The sequence below is a fragment of the Klebsiella sp. KTE92 genome, from assembly GCF_000398905.1.
Classification (GTDB): Bacteria; Pseudomonadota; Gammaproteobacteria; order Enterobacterales; family Enterobacteriaceae; genus Klebsiella; species Klebsiella variicola.
Genome location: NZ_KB976100.1, coordinates 3,752,176 through 3,774,353, shown reverse-complemented (window position 1 = coordinate 3,774,353; position 22,178 = coordinate 3,752,176). Strand labels below are relative to the sequence as shown.

Here is a 22,178-nt window from a genome sequence, read left to right as displayed (position 1 = left end):
CCGGGATACAGTAGAGGGATAGCGGTTAGATGAGCGACCTTGCGAGAGAAATTACACCGGTCAACATTGAGGAAGAGCTTAAGAACTCTTATCTGGATTATGCGATGTCGGTCATTGTTGGCCGTGCGCTGCCGGATGTCCGAGATGGCCTGAAGCCGGTACACCGTCGCGTACTTTACGCCATGAACGTATTGGGCAATGACTGGAACAAAGCCTATAAAAAATCAGCCCGTGTCGTTGGTGACGTAATCGGTAAATACCACCCGCACGGCGACTCCGCGGTATACGACACCATCGTTCGTATGGCGCAGCCGTTCTCGCTGCGTTACATGCTGGTGGACGGCCAGGGTAACTTCGGTTCCATCGACGGCGACTCCGCCGCGGCGATGCGTTATACCGAAATTCGTCTGGCGAAAATCGCTCATGAGCTGATGGCCGATCTTGAAAAAGAGACGGTCGATTTCGTCGACAACTATGACGGTACGGAGCGTATTCCGGACGTCATGCCGACCAAAATTCCTAACCTGCTGGTGAACGGCGCCTCCGGGATCGCCGTAGGGATGGCGACCAATATACCGCCGCATAACCTGACGGAAGTGATCAACGGCTGTCTGGCGTATGTTGACGATGAAGACATCAGCATTGAAGGGCTGATGGCGCATATTCCAGGCCCTGATTTCCCGACCGCCGCCATTATTAATGGCCGTCGTGGCATTGAAGAGGCTTACCGCACCGGTCGCGGTAAAGTGTACATCCGCGCGCGCGCGGAAGTGGAAGTGGACGCGAAATCCGGCCGCGAAACCATCATCGTGCACGAAATTCCGTATCAGGTGAACAAAGCGCGCCTGATTGAGAAAATCGCCGAGCTGGTCAAAGAAAAACGCGTGGAAGGCATCAGCGCGCTGCGTGACGAGTCTGATAAAGACGGGATGCGCATCGTGATTGAAGTGAAGCGCGATGCGGTAGGGGAAGTGGTGCTCAACAACCTCTATTCCCAGACCCAGCTGCAGGTCTCCTTCGGCATCAACATGGTTGCTCTGCACCATGGTCAGCCGAAGATCATGAACCTGAAGGACATCATCGCCGCGTTTGTACGCCACCGCCGCGAAGTGGTGACCCGTCGTACGATTTTCGAACTGCGCAAAGCGCGCGACCGGGCGCATATCCTCGAAGCGCTGGCCGTTGCGCTGGCCAACATCGACCCGATTATCGAACTGATCCGTCGCGCGCCGACCCCGGCAGAAGCGAAAACGGCGCTGGTTGCCCAGGCGTGGGATCTCGGTAACGTTGCGGCGATGCTGGAGCGCGCCGGTGATGACGCCGCGCGTCCGGAATGGCTGGAGCCAGAGTTCGGCGTGCGCGACGGTAAATACTATCTGACCGAGCAGCAGGCTCAGGCGATTCTGGATCTGCGTCTGCAGAAACTGACCGGCCTTGAGCATGAAAAACTGCTCGACGAATATAAAGAGTTGCTGGAGCAGATCGCGGAACTGCTGCACATTCTCGGCAGCGCCGATCGTCTGATGGAAGTGATTCGCGAAGAGCTGGAACTGATCCGTGACCAGTTCGGCGACGAACGTCGTACCGAAATCACTGCCAACAGCGCTGATATTAACATCGAAGATCTGATCAACCAGGAAGACGTGGTGGTCACCCTGTCGCATCAGGGCTATGTGAAGTATCAGCCGCTGACCGACTACGAAGCACAGCGTCGTGGCGGTAAAGGCAAGTCAGCAGCGCGCATTAAAGAAGAAGACTTTATCGACCGCCTGCTGGTGGCTAACACCCATGACACTATCCTCTGCTTCTCGAGCCGTGGCCGTCTGTACTGGATGAAGGTCTATCAGCTGCCGGAAGCCAGTCGCGGCGCGCGCGGTCGTCCGATCGTCAACCTGCTGCCGCTGGAAGCCGATGAGCGTATCACCGCCATCCTGCCGGTCCGCGAGTACGAAGAGGGCGTCAACGTCTTTATGGCGACCGCCAGCGGTACCGTGAAGAAAACCGCGCTGACCGAGTTCAGCCGTCCGCGTTCCGCCGGTATCATCGCGGTCAATCTGAACGAAGGCGATGAGCTGATCGGCGTCGATCTGACCTCTGGTCAGGACGAAGTGATGCTGTTCTCCGCGGCCGGTAAGGTTGTGCGCTTCAAAGAAGACGCCGTTCGCGCCATGGGCCGTACCGCCACCGGCGTACGCGGCATCAAGCTGGCGGAAAACGACAGCGTCGTCTCGCTGATTATTCCGCGCGGCGAAGGCGCGATCCTGACGGTAACGCAAAACGGTTACGGTAAACGTACCGCAGCGGCGGAGTATCCGACCAAATCGCGTGCCACTCAGGGCGTTATCTCGATCAAAGTCACCGAGCGTAACGGCTCCGTTGTGGGCGCCGTGCAGGTGGATGACTGCGATCAGATCATGATGATCACCGACGCCGGGACGCTGGTTCGTACCCGCGTTTCCGAAGTGAGCATCGTGGGCCGTAACACCCAGGGTGTGATCCTCATCCGCACCGCGGAAGATGAAAACGTGGTGGGTCTGCAGCGCGTGGCAGAGCCGGTGGACGACGAAGAACTGGATGCCATCGACGGTAGCGTAGCGGAAGGCGATGACGATATCGCCCCGGAAGCGGATACCGATGACGACATCGCCGAAGACGAAGAGTAATCGTCGCAGGTAAATGTTCTGAAAGGGCCGGGTATTCTCCCGGCCCTTTTTGCATTAAGATTGCGGCAAAGCCGGTTTACCGCTACTTTAACCCCATTCTGTTGAGTCCCTGACGGCCGAGCATCGCCACATTGAAATATCTTGCCTCGTTTCATACAACCCTGAAGGTTTCACGTTATCTGTTCAGAGCGCTGGCGGTATTACTGTGGCTGCTGATTGCGTTTGTCTCTGTGTTCTATATCGTCAATGCCCTGCACGAGCGGGAAGCCGAGATCCATCAGGAGCTCAATCTCAACGCCGATCAGGCCCAGCGCTATATTCAGCGTACGGCGGACGTGATTAAAGAGCTGAAGTACGTCGCCGGTAACCGCTTGTCGGCAGGGGACGCGGTAGCGCAAGGGCAAAACGGCGATATAGCGGTGCCCAACTTTGAACCCCTGTACCCAGATTCCGACTGCAGCGCGATGAGCAGCACCTGGCGTAATTCGCTGCAATCACTGGCGTGGTTTATGCGCTACTGGCGGGATAATTTTACCGCTGCCTACGACCTTAACCGCATCTTTCTCATTGGCAGCGATAACCTCTGCATGGCCAACTTTGGCCTACGGGACGTGCCGATTGAGCGCGATCAGGCGCTGAAAGTCCTGCATCAGCGCATTGAGCAATATCGCAACGCGCCGCAAAACGAGCGCGGCAACAACCTGTTCTGGATAAGCCAGGGCATGCGCCCCGGCGTGGGCTACTTTTATGCCCTGACCCCGGTCTATATGGCCAACCGTCTGCAGGCGATGCTCGGCGTGGAGCAGACCATCCGTATGGAGAGCTTCTTCACGCCAGGCAGTTTGCCGATGAGCGTGACGATTTTTGACGATAACGGCCAGCCGCTGATCTCGTTGGCCGGCGCGGAAGGCAAAATCCAGAGCGAAGCGAAGTGGATGCAGGAGCGGATGTGGTTTGGCTACAGCGCAGGTTTTCGCGAGCTGGTGCTGAAAAAAAGCCTGGCGCCGTCCTCCTTAAGTATCGTCTATTCCGTTTCGGTGGACCAGGTGCTGGAGCGGATCCGCATGCTCATCATCAACGCCATCATTCTCAATATTCTGACCGGAGCAATGCTGTTTGCGCTGGCGCGAATGTATGAGCGGCGCATTTTTATCCCGGCGGAAAATGATGCGCAGCGACTGGAAGAGCATGAACAGTTCAACCGCAAAATCGTGGCCTCAGCCCCGGTGGGGATCTGTATTCTGCGCACCGTCGACGGGACCAATATTCTCAGTAACGAGCTGGCGCACAACTACCTGAATATGCTGACCCATGAGGATCGCCAGCGGCTGACGCAGATCATCTGCGGCCAGCAGGTCAACTTTGTCGATGTGCTGACCAGCAACCATACCAACCTGCAGATTAGCTTTGTCCATTCGCGTTATCGCAATGAAAACGTCGCCATTTGCGTGCTGGTGGACGTTTCCGCCCGCGTGAAAATGGAGGAGTCGCTGCAGGAGATGGCCCAGGCGGCTGAACAGGCCAGCCAGTCGAAATCGATGTTCCTTGCGACCGTCAGCCATGAGCTGCGTACCCCGCTATACGGCATCATCGGTAACCTCGATCTGCTGCAGACTAAGGCCCTGCCGAAGGGCGTTGATCGCCTGGTGACGGCGATGAACAACTCTTCCAGCCTGCTGCTGAAAATCATCAGCGATATTCTCGATTTCTCGAAAATCGAGTCTGAGCAGTTGAAGATCGAGCCGCGGGAGTTTTCCCCGCGCGAAGTGATGAACCATATCTCTGCTAACTATCTGCCGCTGGTGGTACGCAAGCAGCTGGGTCTGTACTGTTTTATCGAGCCGGATGTCCCGGAGCAGATGTCCGGCGACCCGATGCGCCTGCAGCAGGTGATCTCTAACCTGCTGAGCAATGCGATCAAGTTCACCGACACCGGCTGTATTATCCTGCACGTCCAGTGTGCGGGGGATTATCTGCAGATCAGCGTCCGCGATACCGGGGAGGGGATCCCGGCGAAAGAGGTGTTGCGCCTGTTCGATCCCTTCTTCCAGGTGGGGACCGGCGTGCAGCGAAACTTCCAGGGCACCGGCCTTGGCCTGGCGATCTGTGAAAAGCTGATCAGCATGATGGATGGCGATATCGCCGTGGAAACGGAGCCGGGGATGGGCAGCCGTTTTACCATCCGTATCCCGCTGTATGGCGTGCAGAACACACCGCAGGTGACGGCGGACGGTTTCGCAGGCAAGACCTGCTGGCTGGCAATTCATAATACCTCGCTGGCGATGTTCGTCACGTCGCTGCTCAGCTATCACGGCCTGACGGTACGCCGCCATGCCGGAGAAACGCCGGACGCCGACGATGTCTTGCTGACTGACGATGAAGCGCAGAGGGGCTGGCAGGGGAGTGCGATGGTCATCTTCTGCCGCCGCCATATCGGCATCCCGCAGGAGCGAGCGGCCGGAGAGTGGCTGCACAGCGTGACGACGCCGCATGAACTGCTGCCGCTGCTGGGGCGTATTTTCCACGTCGCCCTCGACAGCGCGGAGAATAGCCGGGCGCTGATGGCGCCGGACGCGCAGATCGGTAATAACGACGACATGATGATCCTCGTGGTCGACGATCACCCGATTAACCGCCGTCTGCTGGCGGATCAACTGGGATCGCTCGGCTACCAGTGCGTGACCGCTAACGACGGGGTCGACGCGCTCAACGTACTTAGCAAACAGCATATCGATATCGTGCTCAGCGACGTCAACATGCCCAATATGGATGGTTATCGTCTGACGCAGCGCATTCGTCAGCTTGGCCTGACGCTGCCGGTGATCGGCGTCACCGCCAATGCCCTGGCGGAAGAGAAGCAGCGCTGTCTTGAATCGGGGATGGACAGCTGCCTGTCCAAGCCGGTCACCCTCGACGTGCTGAAGCAAACGCTGACGGTGTATGCGGCGCGGGTACGTAACGGGCGGGAATAACGGGGAGCTCCGTCTCGCCGGGGCGAGACGGAGAAAACAAAGGGGTTACTCTTTATCCGTCGAACTCAGCGAGACGGAGGAGAGGTAGTTCAGCAGCGCAATGTCGTTTTCCACGCCCAGCTTCATCATTGCCGACTTCTTCTGGCTACTGATGGTTTTGATGCTGCGGTTGAGCTTTTTAGCGATCTCGGTCACCAGGAAGCCTTCAGCGAACAGACGCAGCACTTCGCTCTCTTTCGGCGACAGGCGTTTATCGCCATAGCCGCTGGCGCTGATTTTTTCCAGCAGACGAGAGACGCTTTCCGGTGTGAATTTCTTCCCTTTCTGCAGCGCGGCCAGCGCTTTTGGCAGGTCGGTCGGCGCTCCTTGCTTGAGAACGATCCCTTCGATATCCAAATCCAGCACCGCGCTGAGGATCGCCGGGTTGTTGTTCATGGTCAGAACAATGATCGACAGATCCGGGAAGTGGCGCTTGATGTATTTAATCAGCGTGATCCCGTCGCCGTATTTATCACCGGGCATGGACAGATCGGTGATCAGCACATGGGCGTCCAGCTTCGGAAGATTGTTGATAAGGGCCGTGGAGTCTTCAAACTCGCCAACGACGTTCACCCACTCAATTTGCTCAAGTGACTTACGAATACCGAACAGTACGATCGGATGGTCATCGGCAATAATTACGTTCATAGTGTTCATGTATAAGGCTACCTTCTACAGCAAGCTCTTGACGTAAGCGTCAATGTCGCTGATATATTTTTCTATGCCTTGCGCATCCTTTTCGCGAATCAGATGCTCAAGCGTTTCACATAACTGCTTGCCGGGTATCAGATTAAGCATAGCAAATGCCCCTTTGAGGCGGTGGGCGGTTTGCGCCAGAGCAGCAAAATCGCCCGCTTCGATTTCAGTATACAATCTCTGAACATCATCCGGTACCGTATCGGCAAACAGTGCGTAATAGCCGCTGGCATGGAGTTCGGCGTTACTCTCGTTTCCTGAGGTGGCGGGCTGAACCGCCTCCTCCGCCAGCTGCTGCTCAATAAGCTGCAGGATAGCCTCCTGCATCGCCGTGCTAATATTAAAGTTGACCCGCAGTTGTCCCGGGCCGATCTTGCGTATCCCGACCTCATCATCGCTTAAAAGCAAGCCCGAAGCAGTAAGATTAGACGGATTATCCGTTAAATACAGATCGAACGCTTGACTTGTCGCCCGATCGTCCGGCGTGATGCAGGACGCCCCCCAGCTCTCCAGCTGGCGGGTGACAATCCGCCGCACTTCACTGGAAGTCACATCCAGCAGGACGATAACGTCATCCAGCAGATGTTCGCCCGCCTCTGGCGCCTCTTCGCTGGCCGGCATTTTCAGGTGCAGGGTATAGCGCGTTCCCAGCGACTCCCGCGCTTTGATGGTCAACTGCCCACCCAGTTTGCGCGTCATGCGGTCGCACAGCCAGAAGGTGAGGGCGTTCGCCTTGCCGTACAGATCGCTCTGGGTCTCGTTGAGATACGGGAAGTGCAAATTGTCGATCTCGTTTGCCGAGACGCCGTTGCCAGTATCAAGAATGCGGAAGGTCAAACGATCGCTGGCCGACTCGTCCTGGCAAACGTCGAGGGTGATCTTGCCGATAGGCGTGGTGGTGATGGAATACTGGATTAACAGCACCAGTGTGCGTCGCAGGGCTTCACGGTCACCGTAGCGCTGCTCACCGGCAGGGAGCGCGTTATTGATCAGCAGCTGCAGACCCTTGCGCTTCATCGCCGGCAGAACTTCCGGTACAACGTCATCGATCAGTTCCTGAACCGAGAACAGCGCCTGGCTGGTTTTCCAGGTGTCGCTTTCCAGCAGATTGGCGAGCTGAATGTCATCGATCAGTTTGACCAGCTCATCGGCATGCTGCGCCAGCGTCCGGTTCTCTGCGCTGTCGAGCGCCGCCGCCTCTGCCGCCAGGTTCAGCGCGGGCTGCTTCAGGGCGCTGCCAATATGCTGCATAAAGGCCGCCCGCCCCTGCTGGTTTTTCTCATACAAGCGCTGGGCCTGCTTGAGCTTTTTATTGACCAGCACTTCGCGGTCCTGGTCTCGGATAATCAGGATCTGCGTGCGCGGGGCTACCTGGCTGCGATACTGGCGGATTTCATACTGCTCATTATTGACGGTAGCCTGAATCACCCCCTGATGCTGGTCCGCCATATTGGTGATGTTTTGCAGATTCAGGTGCGGAAGCAGATGGTCGGCAATAGGGTTGCTGATAAGGGTTCGGTTGGCTTCCTGATCGTGAACCAGCAGCCCCAGCGGCAGCAAAGAAACAATTTCTTCATTTATAGCGCGTAGCAGACGCAGTTCGCTGTTGGCGGCGGAAGGGAGCCCGGCGCCAGACGGATTGCTGCGTCCTTTAAAGTGACGAAAGGTGGTAAAACCAAACAGCGCTAGCGCCAGCAGGCCAATGTTGAGCAGCAGCGGCAGAAGAATATTCTGCAGGGCGGCCAGCAGCATGCTGCTCAGCGGTACCGTCCAGAGCAACTGCATACCGGTAGTGCTGATATCGGTGGCGATGTCGATCTGCATGCCGTTAAAGGTGATCCCGATATGGTCGGTCGTCTCTTTGTCAGGATTGGTGGCAAGGTTTTGCGACGGGTCTGGCTCGATACGGAAGCTGTCCAACGCCATGCCTGGCGGGATCAGATCGTTAATCGGCAGGTCGAAAGCGACCACCGTGGCCAGATGTCCAGGCTGGTTGAAGGTGGTGCGTAACGTAAAGTAGTGCGCGTTCTGCCAGGCGAGATGGCGCAGCGGCGAGAAGGTCTCGCGCTCATCAAGGGTATTGGCCTGCAGCAGCATCTCCGCGCGCCGGGATTCCACGACGCTACTGATCGTTGACTCTTTAAAGCTTGAGGAGAGGTCCTTCAACGGCAGGGTTGAGACCAGAATCAGGCTATTGTCCAGACCATTGAGATAGTACATCGACCATGGGATGGTTTCCGCACCCCACAAGATATCGAGATAATCGGACATTTTCTGCGTCATCTCGAGGGTCGAGCTATCGTGGGAGCCAAAAATCAGCGCTTCGGTTTTACGCCGGGGCTTCTCAAGGTAGTAGACGTCCTGTTTTAAACGCGTCTCCTGCAAGCCACCGCTCGCAGCGTTAGCCGAGGTCGCGGCGATATTGTCGTAGATCTGCCAGGTGGCATAGCGCCAGGTGTCAATGCGCTGGTGCAAGGCGTGGGAGACATCAACCACCTGATAGCTCTTCTCTTTCAGCCAGGCATTGACGGCACTTTGAATCATCACCCCCATCGTCGCCAGCAGGACAATAACCATCAAAATGAAGAAGCGGCTGATGTTGCCGGGGATCAGGGAGAATTTTTTCGGGGTCATCTTGTGGCTGAACGACTCATCATTGTTTGTAAACAGGATGTAGCGCCAGAGTAACTGGCAACAAAGCAGATGCTGCAGGCAGTATAAAGGCTAATGGCGTAAATCCATACTACAGAATGGTGCCAGCGGCGCGATACTCTCCAGGAATTATCTTAGAATCGAAGCGCCAATGAAACCGCGCCAACAACGCTGACCAGTCGCGATATTGACAAAGTACAGGCGGAAGAATCGCACGAAATAACAAGACATTGGCTGAATAAGGGCAATTGACAGGCTAATTGATTGATTAATAGTCGTTAGGGAATTTTTTGCCGTAGCACAGATAAATTAAAGTTGTGTAAAGAAGGGTAAAAAAAACCGGATGCGAGGCATCCGGTTGAAATAGGGGTAAACAGACATTCAGAACTGAATGACGGTAATAAATAAAGTTAATGATGATAGCGACTGTTATTTTAGTCACCAATGATAGTTTTGTTTTACCATTCAGTGCTATAGAGTTATTTGTGTGTATGTGATTGATTGTGAACCAATAAATATTTTTTTTGATTATTAGTGCGTATTTCCCAGACCATTTTGTGGTGCAAAAAGTTCCGCCATTTTTACAAATTGAAACATCTTGTGGGCATTTTGAAACATCTTAGAAGTTTTAGTATCATATTCTTGTTGGATTATTCTGCATTTTGCAGCACAATGAAATAGCCGACTGATTAGAAGGGTAATCAGTAAGCAGTGGCATAATAAAAGGCATATAACAAACAGAGGGTTAATAACATGAAAGTTAAAGTACTGTCCCTCCTGGTACCGGCTCTGCTGGTAGCAGGCGCAGCAAATGCGGCTGAAATTTATAACAAAGATGGCAACAAATTAGACCTGTACGGTAAAATCGATGGTCTGCACTACTTCTCTGACGACAAGAGCGTAGACGGCGACCAGACCTACATGCGTGTAGGCGTTAAAGGCGAAACTCAGATCAACGACCAGCTGACCGGTTACGGCCAGTGGGAATACAACGTTCAGGCGAACAACACTGAAAGCTCCAGCGATCAGGCATGGACTCGTCTGGCATTCGCCGGTCTGAAATTTGGTGACGCGGGTTCTTTCGACTACGGTCGTAACTACGGCGTGGTATACGACGTAACGTCCTGGACCGACGTTCTGCCGGAATTCGGCGGCGACACCTACGGTTCTGACAACTTCCTGCAGTCCCGTGCTAACGGCGTTGCAACCTATCGTAACTCTGACTTCTTCGGTCTGGTTGACGGCCTGAACTTTGCTCTGCAGTACCAGGGTAAAAACGGCAGCGTCAGCGGCGAAGGCGCGACCAACAACGGTCGTGGCGCGCAGAAACAGAATGGCGACGGCTACGGTACTTCTGTAACTTATGACATCTTTGATGGCATCAGCGCTGGTTTCGCGTACTCTCACTCTAAACGTACCGACGATCAGAACAACCTGGTTCTGGGTAACGGCGACAACGCTGAAACCTACACCGGTGGTCTGAAATACGACGCGAACAATATCTACCTGGCCACTCAGTACACCCAGACCTACAACGCGACCCGCGCCGGTTCCCTGGGCTTTGCTAACAAAGCACAGAACTTCGAAGTGGTTGCTCAGTACCAGTTCGACTTCGGTCTGCGTCCGTCCGTGGCTTACCTGCAGTCTAAAGGTAAGGATCTGGAAGGCTACGGCGACCAGGACCTCCTGAAATATGTTGATGTTGGCGCGACCTACTACTTCAACAAAAACATGTCCACCTATGTTGACTACAAAATCAACCTGCTGGACGACAACAGCTTCACCCGCAACGCCGGTGTTTCTACCGACGACGTGGTTGCACTGGGCCTGGTTTACCAGTTCTAAGTCGCAAGCTGCACAAGAAAAAGGCGCCTCTGGCGCCTTTTTTTATGTCTGGTTTAACCTCGCTGGTATACTCTTGTCGCCCTGGTAAGAGGAGCCTCGACTAATGGACATGACTTTCTTTCGCGCCGCACTGCTGGGCGCCTGCGTACTGCTCTCTGGCTGCGATTCAGCCACCACCCCTGCGACCCCAGCTTCGACGGCCACCGTGCTGGATGGCAAAACCATGGGCACCTTCTGGCGGGTCAGCGTCATTGGCGTGGATGAGGCAAAGGCTGAGGCGTTGCGCGCCAAGGTTCAGGCCCAGCTGGACGCCGACGATCGCCTGCTCTCGACCTGGAAAAACGACTCGGCGCTGATGCGTTTCAACCACGCGGCGGATACCCGGCCATGGCCAGTGAGCGAAGCGATGGCGGACATCGTGACGCTGTCGTTGCGGATTGGCGCCAAAACGCACGGCGCGATGGATATTACCGTGGGGCCGCTGGTCAATCTGTGGGGCTTTGGCCCGGATAAACAGCCGGTCACCACCCCGGATGCCCAGGCGATAGCCGCGGCGAAGGCGCGCACCGGCCTGCAGCATCTGCAGGTTATCAATCAGAGCGGCAGGCAATTCCTGCAAAAAGATATCCCCGATCTGTTTGTCGATCTCTCCACGGTGGGGGAGGGCTATGCTGCCGATCACCTCGCGCGATTGATGGAGCAGGAGGGGATCTCCCGCTATCTGGTGTCGGTAGGCGGGGCGCTGGTGAGCCGCGGGATGAACGGCGAAGGCAAGCCCTGGCGGGTGGCGATCCAGAAACCGACTGACCGGGAAAACGCCGTCCAGGCGATTGTCGACATCAATGGGCACGGCATCAGCACCTCCGGCAGCTATCGTAATTACTATGAACTCGACGGCAAACGTATCTCGCACGTCATCGATCCGCAGACCGGGCAGCCGATAAGCCATAAGCTGGTCTCCGTCACCGTCATTGCGCCAACGGCGCTGGAGGCGGATGGCTGGGATACCGGACTGATGGTCCTCGGGCCGGAAAAAGCGCAGCAGGTGGTGCGCGAGCAGGGGCTGGCAGTCTATATGATCGTCAAAGAGGGCGAGGGGTTTAAAACCTGGATGTCGCCACAGTTCCGCACCTTCCTCGTCGGCGAGAAAAATTAAAAAGCAAGATTGCGGGTTTTTTGCTGCGGGCGTCGCCGCAGACTGAGGATACACTTACAGCAGGAGCCTCGTCATGAAACCGATAGTTGCCGATACCGATGACCGCCGCTGGCAGGCGGTCTGCGAACGTGATACCCGGGCCGATGGTCAGTTTGTCTTTGCGGTACTGACCACCGGCATCTGCTGCCGCCCTTCCTGCCGCTCGCGTCGTGCGCGGCGGGAAAACGTGCGCTTTTTTGCCGACGTCGCCGCTGCCGTGGCGGCGGGGTTCCGCCCCTGCAAACGCTGCCAGCCGGATAAAGACGATCCGCAGCAGCAAAGGGTCGACAAAGTGGCGCAGGCCTGCCGGTTGCTGGAGCAGGACGCGCCCCTGACCCTTGAGGCGCTGGCTCGTGAGCTGGCGGTCAGCCCGTTTCATTTCCACCGTTTGTTTAAATCCGTCACCGGTATGACCCCCAAAGCGTGGCAACAGGCGTGGCGCGCCCGACGTCTGCGGGAAGCGCTGGAGCAGGGGAACACGGTGACCCGCGCCGCGCTGGCGGCCGGTTTTCCCGACAGCAGCAGCTATTATCGTCAGTCCGATGCGGCATTAGGCATGACGGCCCGTCAGTTTCGCCGCGGCGGCGCCGCCACCGTGGTGACCTGGACCACGGGCGACTGCGCGCTGGGCCGCTGTCTGGTGGCGCAGAGTGAGCGTGGCGTTTGCGCCGTTCTGCCGGGCGATAACGATACGGCATTGCTCGACGACCTGCGCCAGCGCTTTCCCAACGCCGAGTTGCGCCAGGGCACCCCTGAGTTCCGTCGCCAAATGGCCGAGGTTTTCGCCCACCTCGACGACAGCCGGCGGCCGGTATCGCTGCCGCTGGATCTGCAGGGCACCGCCTTTCAGCTGCAGGTCTGGCAGGCGCTGCGGCAGATCCCGGCGGGCGAGACCCGCAGCTACCGCCAGGTAGCAGAGCATATTGGTCTGCCGCGGGCGGCAAGGGCGGTGGCTGGCGCCTGCGCGGCGAATTCGCTGGCGGTGATCGTTCCCTGCCATCGGGTGGTGCGGGAGGGCGGCGCGCTGTCCGGTTATCGCTGGGGAACGGCGCGGAAAGCGCAACTGCTGGCGCGCGAGGCCCAACACGAGGAGGAATAATGCTCGATCTGTTTAGCGATACCCCACCGTGGCAGGAGCCGCTGGCGCCCGGCGCGGTGGTGCTCCGACGCTTCGCCCGCGAGCGCGCCCCGGCGCTGCTGCAGGCGATTGCCGATGTCGCCCGCCAGTCGCCATTTCGCCAGATGGTCACGCCGGGTGGATACACCATGTCAGTCGCCATGACCAACTGCGGTGCGCTGGGCTGGACCACCGATCGCTACGGCTACCTGTACGACCCGGTCGACCCGTTAACCGATCAAACCTGGCCGCCGATGCCTGCCGTATTCCGCGAACTGGCCCTGGCGGCAGCCGCCGCCGGCGGCTATCCGAACTTTTCCCCCGACGCCTGTCTGATTAACCGCTATCAGCCGGGCGCAAAACTGTCGTTGCATCAGGATAAAGATGAACAGGATCTGCGGGCGCCGATCGTCTCGGTCTCGCTGGGTCTGCCGGCCATCTTTCAGTTTGGCGGGTTGCAACGCAGCGACCCGCTACAACGGCTGCTGCTGGAGCATGGCGATGTGGTGGTCTGGGGCGGCGAGTCGCGTCTGTTTTATCATGGTATTCAGCCGCTGAAAGCCGGGCATCACCCCGAAACGGGCGACTGTCGTTACAACCTCACTTTTCGGCAGGCGGGCAGTCGCCAGTATTAAAATAAGAATTATTCTTGATGTCATCGGCGAGCCGTTTAAACTGCTGGCTGTTTTGCTTTTCCGGATAGCCTGTTATGGAACTTCTCTCTCTCGTCTGGCGTCAGTATCGCTGGCCGTTTCTCGGCGTGATTGCCCTCAGTCTGCTCAGCGCCGCGCTGGGTATCGGCTTAATCGCCTTCATTAACCTGCGCCTGATTACCGCTGTCGATACCTCGCTGCGGGTCCTGCCGGAGTTTCTTGGCCTGCTGGGGCTGCTGATGGCGGTGACGCTGGGCTCCCAGCTGGCGCTGACCACCCTCGGCCACCATTTTGTTTATCGCCTGCGCGGCGAATTTGTTAAACGCATCCTCGATACTCAGATTGAACAGGTGGAGAAGATCGGCAGCGCGTCGCTGCTTGCCGGGCTGACCAGCGATATCCGTAACATCACCATCGCCTTTGTGCGCCTGCCGGAGCTGGTGCAGGGGATCATTCTGACCTTCGGCTCTGCCGCCTATCTGGCCTGGCTATCAGGCAAAATGATGCTGGTGACGGCGCTGTGGATGGCGCTCACCATCTGGGGCGGTTTTGTGCTGGTGTCGCGGGTGTACAAACATATGGCCAGCCTGCGCGAAACGGAAGATAAGCTGTATCACGACTACCAGACGGTGCTGGAGGGGCGCAAAGAGCTGACCCTCAACCGCGAACGCGCGGAGTATGTGTTTAATCAGCTCTACCTCCCGGACGCCCGGGAGTATCGGCACCATATCGTTCGCGCCGATACCTTCCATCTCAGCGCGGTTAACTGGTCGAATATTATGATGCTTGGCGCCATCGGGCTGGTGTTCTGGATGGCCAACAGCCTCGGCTGGGCCGATACCGCCGTGGCGGCGACCTATTCCCTGACGCTGCTGTTTCTGCGCACGCCGCTGCTCTCCGCCGTCGGCGCGCTGCCCACCTTGCTCAGCGCCCAGGTGGCGTTTAACAAGCTGCGCCAGTTCTCTCTCGCCCCATATCAAGCCGAATTTCCCCGGCCGCAGGCGCATCCTGACTGGCAGACGCTGGAGTTGCGCGATGTCACTTTCCATTATCCGGACCAGCGCTTTGCGGTAGGGCCGCTTAACCTGACGCTGAAACGCGGCGAGCTGGTGTTTCTGATCGGCGGCAACGGCAGCGGCAAGTCAACCCTGGCGATGCTCCTGACCGGCCTGTATCAGCCGGTTTCCGGTCAGATCCTCGTGGACGGCCAGCCGCTGGCGGCGGATAAACCGGAGGAGTATCGCAAACTGTTCTCCGCGGTGTTTACCGACGTCTGGCTGTTTGACCGCCTGCTCGGGCCGCAGGGAGAGGAGGCCGATCCGGCGCTGGTGGCAACGTGGCTGGAGCGCCTGCAAATGGCCCACAAGCTGCAGCTGGAGAACGGGAAAATCGCCGACCTCCGGCTGTCGAAAGGGCAGAAGAAGCGCGTGGCGCTCCTGCTGGCGCTGGCCGAGTCCCGGGACATCATTCTGCTGGATGAATGGGCGGCGGATCAGGATCCGCATTTCCGCCGCGAGTTCTATCAGGTGCTGCTGCCGCTGATGCAGCAGATGGGGAAAACCGTGTTCGCCATCAGCCATGACGATCACTATTTCCAGCACGCCGATCGCCTGCTGGAGATGCGTGCCGGCCAGCTGTCCGAGCTCACCGGGGAGGAGCGGGCGCAGGCTTCCCGCGATGCGGTGGCCCGTACGGCCTGATGCTCGCCGCGAGCCCGGGGGAAAAGCCGGGTGCCGCGCCGCTGAAATTTTCAGCGACTACATTGCTGGCGGTTATTATTTCCCCCTCCTCGCGCTATGCTTAAGGCTTCCGGCCCGCAGGCCGGCTCACTATTCTCAAAAGGATTGCCCGATCGATGTCCGTTTTGCATAAAAAAAGCGCCCGCTTACGTGACGAAGAGCGCGCCCGTCTGATTTGGCTCTTGAGCACCGATAAAGCAGTGACCTCCGCGCTGCTGGGCAAACTGACGCTGGCCGAACGCTATGATGAAGGCACGCTGGCCGATGACTTGGCGGAAGTCGAGATCCTGGTCTCGCATCTGCCGCCGCCGGATCTCGCCGATGCGCTGGAAGCGCTCCCCTATGACGCCCGCACCGCGCTGTGGTGCCTGGTGCCTGACGATAAACGTGGCGAAGTGCTGCTGGAAGCCTCAGAAAACGTCTGGGGCGACCTGATCGACAAGATGAGCGACCCCGAGCTGCTGCAGGCGATGCAGCCGCTGGATATCGATGAACAGGTTTACCTGCTGCAGCATCTGCCGCGCAACCTGACCGGACGGCTGCTGGCGACCCTGCCGGCCGAGAAGCGTGCCCGTATTCGCCAGATTATGCGCTACGCCGACAACAGCGTCGGGTCGATCATGGAGTTTGAGGTCATTACGGTGAGACCGGAGGCCACGCTGGCAGCGGTGCAGCGCTATCTGCGGCGTCTGGGTAAAATGCCGGAAAACACCGATAAGCTGTTCGTCACCACCCGTAACAAGCTGCTGCTCGGCGAGCTGGAGCTGCAGACCATTCTGCTCAACGATGCGCAGAAGCGGGTAGGGGAGGTGATGGAGGGCGATCCGGTCACCTTTCAGCCGCACGAAGAGGCGGAGAAGGTGGCGCGCACCTTCGAACGTGATGACTTACTCAGCGCCGCCGTCATTGATGCCGATGGTAAGCTGATCGGGCGACTGACCATCGATGAGATCGTTGATGTGGTTTATGAAGAGACCGATAACGATCTGCGGCGGATGGGGGGCCTGAGCGATGAAGAGGATGTCTTCGCCCCGGTCAGCAAGGCGGTGAAAACGCGCTGGGCGTGGCTGGCGGTCAACCTGTGTACGGCGTTTATCGCTTCCAGGGTCATCGACGGCTTCGAACACACCATTTCACAGCTCGTGGCGCTGGCCTCGCTGATGCCGATCGTCGCCGGGATCGGCGGCAATACCGGCAACCAGACGATCACCATGATCGTCCGGGCGATGGCGCTACAGCAGATCCAGCCCGGCAGCTTTACCTTCCTGATCCTGCGTGAAATGGGCGTCGCCCTGATTAACGGCCTGGTATGGGGCGGGATTATGGGGGCCATTACCTGGTGGCTGTATGACGATCCGCAGCTCGGTGGGGTGATGACGCTGGCCATGATGCTCAACCTGCTGATGGCGGCGATGATGGGCGTGATAATCCCGATGGTTATGGTGAAGCTGGGGCGCGACCCGGCGGTCGGCTCCAGCGTGATGATCACCGCTATCACCGACACCGGCGGCTTCTTTATTTTCCTTGGTCTGGCGACGCTGTTTCTGATGTAGCCTGCGCCTTCGTGCGCAGGCGGCGGGGGATGAGCGCCATGGCGACGATCCCCGCCAGCACGCCGATCGCCAGATTGCTGGTTCCCACCGTTGCGGCGACGGTCACCAGCATCACCAGCGTTTCCGGCCACGGATTACGCACCAGTTCGCCCGGGCGAATACTATGCCAGCTAAAGGTTTTCACCGCCACAATCACCATCACCCCTGCCAGCACCGCCATCGGGATCTGCGCCATCACCTGGCTGAGCGCTGTCACCAGCAGGAGCAGCACCAGACCGGCGATCACCGTTGAGAGACGGCTGCGGGCTCTGCCCATCTCCACGTTAACGATGGTCTGGCCGATCATCGCGCAGCCGGCGATACCGCCATAACAGCCGGCAAGGATATTAGCGATACCCAGCCCGGCGCTTTCCCGCGATTTGTTCGACGGGGTATGGGTGAGATCGTCCACCAGCTTAGCCGTCAGCAGGGACTCCATCAGACCGACAAAGGCGATACTGAGGGCGCACGGCCAGATAATCTGCAGTGTCGCCAGGTTCAGGGGGACGGTCAGGGCAGTGAATCCCGGCAGGCCGCCGCTCATCGAGCCTTCATCGCCGACGGTGGGCAACTGCTGGCCAGTGATGACGGTATAGAGAGTGAGCGCGACAATGGCGATCAGTGGCGCCGGGACGGCCTTAATGAAGCGCGGCGCCCAGAGGACGATAAGCAGCGTCAGGACGAACAGGCCGACGATCAGCGGCTGGCGACTCCAGAAGTGCGGTACCTGAGCAAAGAAAATCAGGATCCCGAGGGCATTGACGAACCCGGTCATCACTGCCGGGGGAATAAAACGCATCAGGCGCGCCATGCCGCACAGACCAAACAAAATTTGAATCATACCCGCCAGAATGACCGCCGGCAGAATGTAGCCCACGCCGTACTGATGCACCATTGGGCCAATGACCAGCGCCACCGACCCGGCAGCAGCCGTCACCATTGCCGGGCGCCCGCCGAGCACCGACATCGCCAGGCAAAGCACCACCGAGGCAACCAGGCTGACCTGCGGGTCAACACCGGCAATGACCGAAAACGAAATAACTTCAGGGATTAACGCCAGGGCGGTAAGCACGCCGGCCAGCACTTCGCGCGTCAGTAACGACGGGGAGCGGAGGATGGGGCGCAGATTGCCGGAAGCGGCGGGGTCAGAAACTGGGGGCATAAAAAAAGTTCGCAGCTTATAAAAAAGAGGGAGCGGTGGCAGGCCCTGCTTCCGTGCGGTCTGTCACAAAACCGAGGATGATAGCGCGGAATCCCCAAGGCTACCAGTACAAAAAGTGATTTGGTGTATACATTTATTAAACATTTTTATAACGGATCTCAAAACAGAACTTAAAATTTAAACAATATTTAAATTTTTGAGCTTCGGTGGTAACGTGAGTGGTGAGAATCGTATCACCTGCGCTAAATAAAAACAGCGAGTAAAGTAAGGCTCAAATCCGATGAATAAAAAGATGGCCGTACCACGCTCACAGGCGGTTGGTCCCAACAGCACTCGGACCAACACCCGCCATGAGCAAGAGACGGATGTATTGTTGATTGGCGGTGGCATTATGAGCGCCACACTGGGAACCTGGCTGCAGGAGCTTGAGCCAGACTGGTCTATTACCATGGTTGAGCAGATGTCCAGCGTGGCGGAAGAGAGCTCAAACGGGTGGAACAATGCGGGTACCGGCCACGCGGCGCTAATGGAGCTGAACTACACGCCGCAGACCGCCAACGGCATCAATATCGACAAAGCGGTCGACATCAACGAAGCCTTCCATATCTCGCGTCAGTTCTGGGCGCATCAGGTGACGCGCGGCGTCCTGAACAAACCAAAATCTTTCATTAACAGCGTGCCGCACATGAGCTTTGTGTGGGGCGAAGATAACGTCAACTTCCTGCGCGCGCGCTATGCGGCGCTGCAGCAGAGCGAACTGTTCCGCGGTATTCGCTATTCTGAAGACCATCAGCAGATCAAAGCCTGGGCGCCGCTGGTAATGGAAGGCCGCGATCCGCAGCAAAAGGTGGCCGCCACCCGTACTGAAGTGGGAACCGACGTCAACTATGGCGAAATTACCCGCCAGCTGATCGCCGGCCTGCAAAAGCATGATAATTTCTCCCTGCAGCTGGGTACCGTGGTACGTCGCTTCAAGCGCAACGCCGACAAGAGCTGGACGGTCATTCTCGCGGATGCCGACAACCGTCGTCAGAAGCGGGTCATTAAAGCGAAATTCATCTTTATCGGCGCCGGCGGCGCGGCGTTGACGCTGCTGCAGGAAACCGGCATTCCACAGGCCAAAGAGTATGCGGGCTTCCCGGTCGGCGGCCAGTTCCTGGTCTGCGAAAATCCGGAGGTGGTGAACCACCATCTGGCGAAGGTTTACGGCCAGGCCGAAGTGGGCGCGCCGCCGATGTCGGTGCCGCACATTGATACCCGTATTATCGACGGTAAACGCGTGGTGCTGTTCGGGCCGTTCGCCACCTTCTCGACCCGCTTCCTGAAGAACGGTTCATTGTGGGATCTGCTGGCCTCGACGAATACCTCGAATATTCTGCCGATGCTCAACGTCGGTCTGGACAACTTCGATCTGGTGAAATACCTGATTAGCCAGGTGATGCAGAAAGATAAAGATCGCCTGGCGGCGCTGTGCGAGTACTATCCGGAAGCGCGGAAAGAGGACTGGCGGTTGTGGCAGGCCGGTCAGCGCGTGCAGATTATCAAGCGCGATGCGAAGAAGGGCGGGGTACTGCGCCTCGGTACTGAAGTGGTGAGCGATGACGAAGGCACTGTCGCGGCGCTGCTCGGCGCATCGCCAGGCGCCTCCACCGCGGCGCCTATCATGCTGCAGCTAATGGAAAAAGTGTTTAAAGACAAAGTCAATTCGCCGGAATGGCAGGCCAGGCTGAAGGCCATCATCCCGACCTACGGTATTCGCCTTGACGGCAACCCGGCGGAGATTGAGAAAGCGCTGGCGTGGACCAGTGAAGTGCTGGAGCTGAAATATGAGCCGGCCGCGGTGGCGGATGAAGCCCCGCAGGCGGAGCTGAAGCCGCTGAGCGGTGGTAAGCCGATGGCGGATATCGCGCTCTGACAAACGCTCTGACAAAAACGGCAGCCTGCGGGCTGCCATTTTTTTGTCGGTTTGATGGGTCGACTTAGCGGACGACGGCGTTACCGATGGTTTCGTCGGCGCGCCAGATGCGATATTTCACATCGACATTGGTCGGCGCGTACACGACAATCGGCAGCTTGCTGTTGTAGCGCAGCATGGCATCATCGCCGAGACCGGCAGTGACAAATTTCTTCTCTTTCTTGCCATCCGGGCAGGCCATCATGGTAGAGACCGGGCCGCTCAGCTTATCAAAGACATAGTAGTCATAGCCCCAGCCTTCCAGGGTTTTGCTTTCCAGCTTCCCGCCTAAACGATGGTGGTTGCAGTCAACTTCCAGCGTCTGGCCGATTATCAGCTCAACCTTCAGCGCTGACTCATCCTGCTGCTGCGGCAGCTGAATAACCTGACGCTTCATGCCTTTTTCCGCTTTCGGGAACGGCGCGACTTTTTCCAGCGGCTGGTCTGCGGCCTGGGCGCCAGCGGACATGCAGGCGGCGGTCAGCAGAGAAACGGCTAGCGTAGTGATTTTTTTCACGGTTGATCATCCTTTATTTTCGTTCCTGACTGATACAGCCTATCATTGCTTTGCTGAATGTTAAGTTTTATTTACTAATTTTTTCAAAATGAATGGTGTTATGTACTGGTGTGATGCCGTGTCGCACCTTGCGCCACGGCGGCCCATGAAGCTTATTCGTTGCGGCTATTTTTCGCTTCCTCAATGAATTCTTCATCTATTTCATCGGTATTACCGGCATGCTCTCGTCCCGACAGCAGGTTCCAGCAAGCGATAAACAAGGCGGCAATCAGCGGCCCGATAACGAATCCGTTGATACCGTAGATCTCCATGCCGCCCAGCGTGGCGATAAGGATCAGGTAGTCCGGCATTTTGGTATCCTTGCCCACCAGCAGCGGACGCAGAATGTTATCCACCAGGCCAATCACAATCACAAAGAAGCCGACGATAAAGGCGCCCTGCCACAGCTGCCCGGTGGCGAAGAGGTAAATCGCCGCCGGCACCCAGATAATGGCCGAGCCTACCGCCGGGATAAGCGACAGGAACGCCATCAGCGCACCCCACAGAATGCTGCCGTCCAGACCGGCAACCCAGAAGGCAAAGCCGCCCAGCGCCCCCTGCGCCAGCGCCACGGCCACGGTGCCTTTTACCGTGGCGCGGGCGACCGCGGCGAATTTAGCGAACAGGTGCTGCTTCACATAGCTCGATAACGGCAGAGATTCGAGAGTCAACAGCACCAGGTAAGGCCCATCCTTTAGCAGGAAGAACAGCAGGTACAGCATAATGCCGAAGCTGACGGTAAAGCCAAAGGTGCCTTTACCAATCAGAAACGCGCTGCCGGCCAGATACTGGCCGCTTTTCAGCGCAACATCGGAGAGCTGCTGCTGGATCTGCTGCGCGCTATCGAGGTTGTGCTCGGCAAGGAAACCTCTGGCCCAGCCGGGGAGGTGAGCAAACAGACTGGCGACCACCGTCGGGAACTGAGTGTCGTTATGCTGAAGTTTGCTATACACCACGTTCAGCTCGTAGGCCAGCGACGAGAGGATGATCGCCAGCGGCGTAAAAACGATAAGGCAGATGATGACGATGGTCAGCAGCGCCGCGAGGCCATTGCGCTCGCCGAGGCGAGTGCGAATCTTGTTTTTGACCGGATTAAAAATCACCGCAAGGATCGCGGCCCAGAGGATGGCGGAATAATAGGGTGAGAGAACATCAAAAAAGGCCAGGGTTACAATAAAGACGATAAGGATGAAAAATCCTTTGGTAAGTCCATTAACTCTCATGTCATCCGCTCCTGCTTATGAGTTATACAGTCGAATGATAGATGCTACGACGTAATTTACCATCAGGATAGTCGTACTCTATAACAGAGGGGAAAAAGTGGATAAAAACCCTGGCAGAAA

General features: G+C 57.5%; 14 protein-coding genes. 9 read left to right on the top strand and 5 right to left on the bottom strand.

The features are described from left to right. Window positions 1–29: 29 nt before the first annotated feature. Both gyrA and rcsC read left to right on the top strand, forming a co-directional pair. Entirely contained in the window at window positions 30–2,663 is a 2,634-nt protein-coding gene (gyrA, locus tag A1WC_RS07850) for a DNA topoisomerase (ATP-hydrolyzing) subunit A (protein WP_008803974.1), read from the top strand. A gap of 131 nt (window positions 2,664–2,794) precedes the next feature. Next, on the top strand, window positions 2,795–5,635 hold the full coding sequence (rcsC, locus tag A1WC_RS07855; RefSeq protein WP_016161575.1) for a two-component system sensor histidine kinase RcsC: 2,841 nt from the start codon (window positions 2,795–2,797) through the stop codon (window positions 5,633–5,635). A 45-nt stretch (window positions 5,636–5,680) separates the two neighbouring features. Here rcsC and rcsB read toward each other — a convergent pair whose 3' ends face one another. Then, the gene (gene rcsB, locus A1WC_RS07860) at window positions 5,681–6,331 is read right to left on the bottom strand and encodes a response regulator transcription factor RcsB (protein ID WP_004201684.1); all 651 of its coding nucleotides are present in this window, start codon (window positions 6,329–6,331) and stop codon (window positions 5,681–5,683) included. A gap of 15 nt (window positions 6,332–6,346) precedes the next feature. Further along, window positions 6,347–9,004, bottom strand: coding sequence for a phosphotransferase RcsD (gene rcsD / locus A1WC_RS07865; RefSeq protein WP_016161574.1), 2,658 nt, complete (start codon window positions 9,002–9,004; stop codon window positions 6,347–6,349). A gap of 771 nt (window positions 9,005–9,775) precedes the next feature. On the opposite strand from rcsD, the gene A1WC_RS07870 reads away from it, so the two are divergent. The 6 genes from A1WC_RS07870 to mgtE all read left to right on the top strand — a co-directional run bounded on the left by A1WC_RS07870 (window position 9,776) and on the right by mgtE (window position 17,124). Continuing rightward, the gene (locus tag A1WC_RS07870; RefSeq protein WP_008803977.1) at window positions 9,776–10,867 is read left to right on the top strand and encodes a porin OmpC; all 1,092 of its coding nucleotides are present in this window, start codon (window positions 9,776–9,778) and stop codon (window positions 10,865–10,867) included. A 103-nt stretch (window positions 10,868–10,970) separates the two neighbouring features. Next, window positions 10,971–12,023: an FAD:protein FMN transferase ApbE gene (gene apbE, locus A1WC_RS07875; RefSeq protein WP_008803978.1), complete on the top strand. Its 1,053-nt coding sequence runs from the start codon at window positions 10,971–10,973 to the stop codon at window positions 12,021–12,023. Window positions 12,024–12,096: 73 nt separating this feature from the next. Further along, the gene (gene ada, locus A1WC_RS07880; protein WP_016161573.1) at window positions 12,097–13,161 is read left to right on the top strand and encodes a bifunctional DNA-binding transcriptional regulator/O6-methylguanine-DNA methyltransferase Ada; all 1,065 of its coding nucleotides are present in this window, start codon (window positions 12,097–12,099) and stop codon (window positions 13,159–13,161) included. Next, window positions 13,161–13,814: a DNA oxidative demethylase AlkB gene (gene alkB / locus A1WC_RS07885; protein ID WP_016161572.1), complete on the top strand. Its 654-nt coding sequence runs from the start codon at window positions 13,161–13,163 to the stop codon at window positions 13,812–13,814. The genes ada and alkB overlap by 1 nt, the downstream gene beginning before the upstream one ends. A gap of 74 nt (window positions 13,815–13,888) precedes the next feature. Beyond that, window positions 13,889–15,532: a multidrug ABC transporter permease/ATP-binding protein gene (locus A1WC_RS07890; protein WP_016161571.1), complete on the top strand. Its 1,644-nt coding sequence runs from the start codon at window positions 13,889–13,891 to the stop codon at window positions 15,530–15,532. Window positions 15,533–15,687: 155 nt separating this feature from the next. After that, a complete protein-coding gene (gene mgtE / locus A1WC_RS07895; protein ID WP_012541001.1) occupies window positions 15,688–17,124 on the top strand; it encodes a magnesium transporter in 1,437 nt (478 codons plus the stop codon). Here mgtE and A1WC_RS07900 read toward each other — a convergent pair. After that, window positions 17,087–18,247, bottom strand: coding sequence for a SulP family inorganic anion transporter (locus A1WC_RS07900; protein WP_072122220.1), 1,161 nt, complete (start codon window positions 18,245–18,247; stop codon window positions 17,087–17,089). The genes mgtE and A1WC_RS07900 overlap by 38 nt on opposite strands. Window positions 18,248–18,605: 358 nt before the next feature. On the opposite strand from A1WC_RS07900, the gene mqo reads away from it, so the two are divergent. Continuing rightward, window positions 18,606–20,240: a malate dehydrogenase (quinone) gene (gene mqo, locus A1WC_RS07905; RefSeq protein ID WP_016161569.1), complete on the top strand. Its 1,635-nt coding sequence runs from the start codon at window positions 18,606–18,608 to the stop codon at window positions 20,238–20,240. A 64-nt stretch (window positions 20,241–20,304) separates the two neighbouring features. On the opposite strand, the gene eco is transcribed toward mqo, so the two are convergent. Beyond that, window positions 20,305–20,796 carry a serine protease inhibitor ecotin gene (gene eco / locus A1WC_RS07910; protein ID WP_012541004.1) on the bottom strand — a complete coding sequence of 164 codons (492 nt, stop codon included), beginning with the start codon at window positions 20,794–20,796 and terminating at the stop codon, window positions 20,305–20,307. A gap of 152 nt (window positions 20,797–20,948) precedes the next feature. Continuing rightward, window positions 20,949–22,058 carry an AI-2E family transporter gene (locus A1WC_RS07915; RefSeq protein ID WP_012967534.1) on the bottom strand — a complete coding sequence of 370 codons (1,110 nt, stop codon included), beginning with the start codon at window positions 22,056–22,058 and terminating at the stop codon, window positions 20,949–20,951. Window positions 22,059–22,178: the final 120 nt, after the last annotated feature.

Excerpts from the sequence above, each read along its gene's own strand:
- gyrA (WP_008803974.1), top strand. The coding sequence starts at position 30 with ATGAGCGACCTTGCGAGAGAAATTACACCGGTCAACATTGAGGAAGAG.
- rcsB (WP_004201684.1), bottom strand. The coding sequence starts at position 6,331 with ATGAACACTATGAACGTAATTATTGCCGATGACCATCCGATCGTACTG.
- rcsD (WP_016161574.1), bottom strand. The coding sequence starts at position 9,004 with ATGACCCCGAAAAAATTCTCCCTGATCCCCGGCAACATCAGCCGCTTC.
- A1WC_RS07870 (WP_008803977.1), top strand. The coding sequence starts at position 9,776 with ATGAAAGTTAAAGTACTGTCCCTCCTGGTACCGGCTCTGCTGGTAGCA.
- apbE (WP_008803978.1), top strand. The coding sequence starts at position 10,971 with ATGGACATGACTTTCTTTCGCGCCGCACTGCTGGGCGCCTGCGTACTG.
- ada (WP_016161573.1), top strand. The coding sequence starts at position 12,097 with ATGAAACCGATAGTTGCCGATACCGATGACCGCCGCTGGCAGGCGGTC.
- alkB (WP_016161572.1), top strand. The coding sequence starts at position 13,161 with ATGCTCGATCTGTTTAGCGATACCCCACCGTGGCAGGAGCCGCTGGCG.
- A1WC_RS07890 (WP_016161571.1), top strand. The coding sequence starts at position 13,889 with ATGGAACTTCTCTCTCTCGTCTGGCGTCAGTATCGCTGGCCGTTTCTC.
- mgtE (WP_012541001.1), top strand. The coding sequence starts at position 15,688 with ATGTCCGTTTTGCATAAAAAAAGCGCCCGCTTACGTGACGAAGAGCGC.
- mqo (WP_016161569.1), top strand. The coding sequence starts at position 18,606 with ATGAATAAAAAGATGGCCGTACCACGCTCACAGGCGGTTGGTCCCAAC.
- A1WC_RS07915 (WP_012967534.1), bottom strand. The coding sequence starts at position 22,058 with ATGAGAGTTAATGGACTTACCAAAGGATTTTTCATCCTTATCGTCTTT.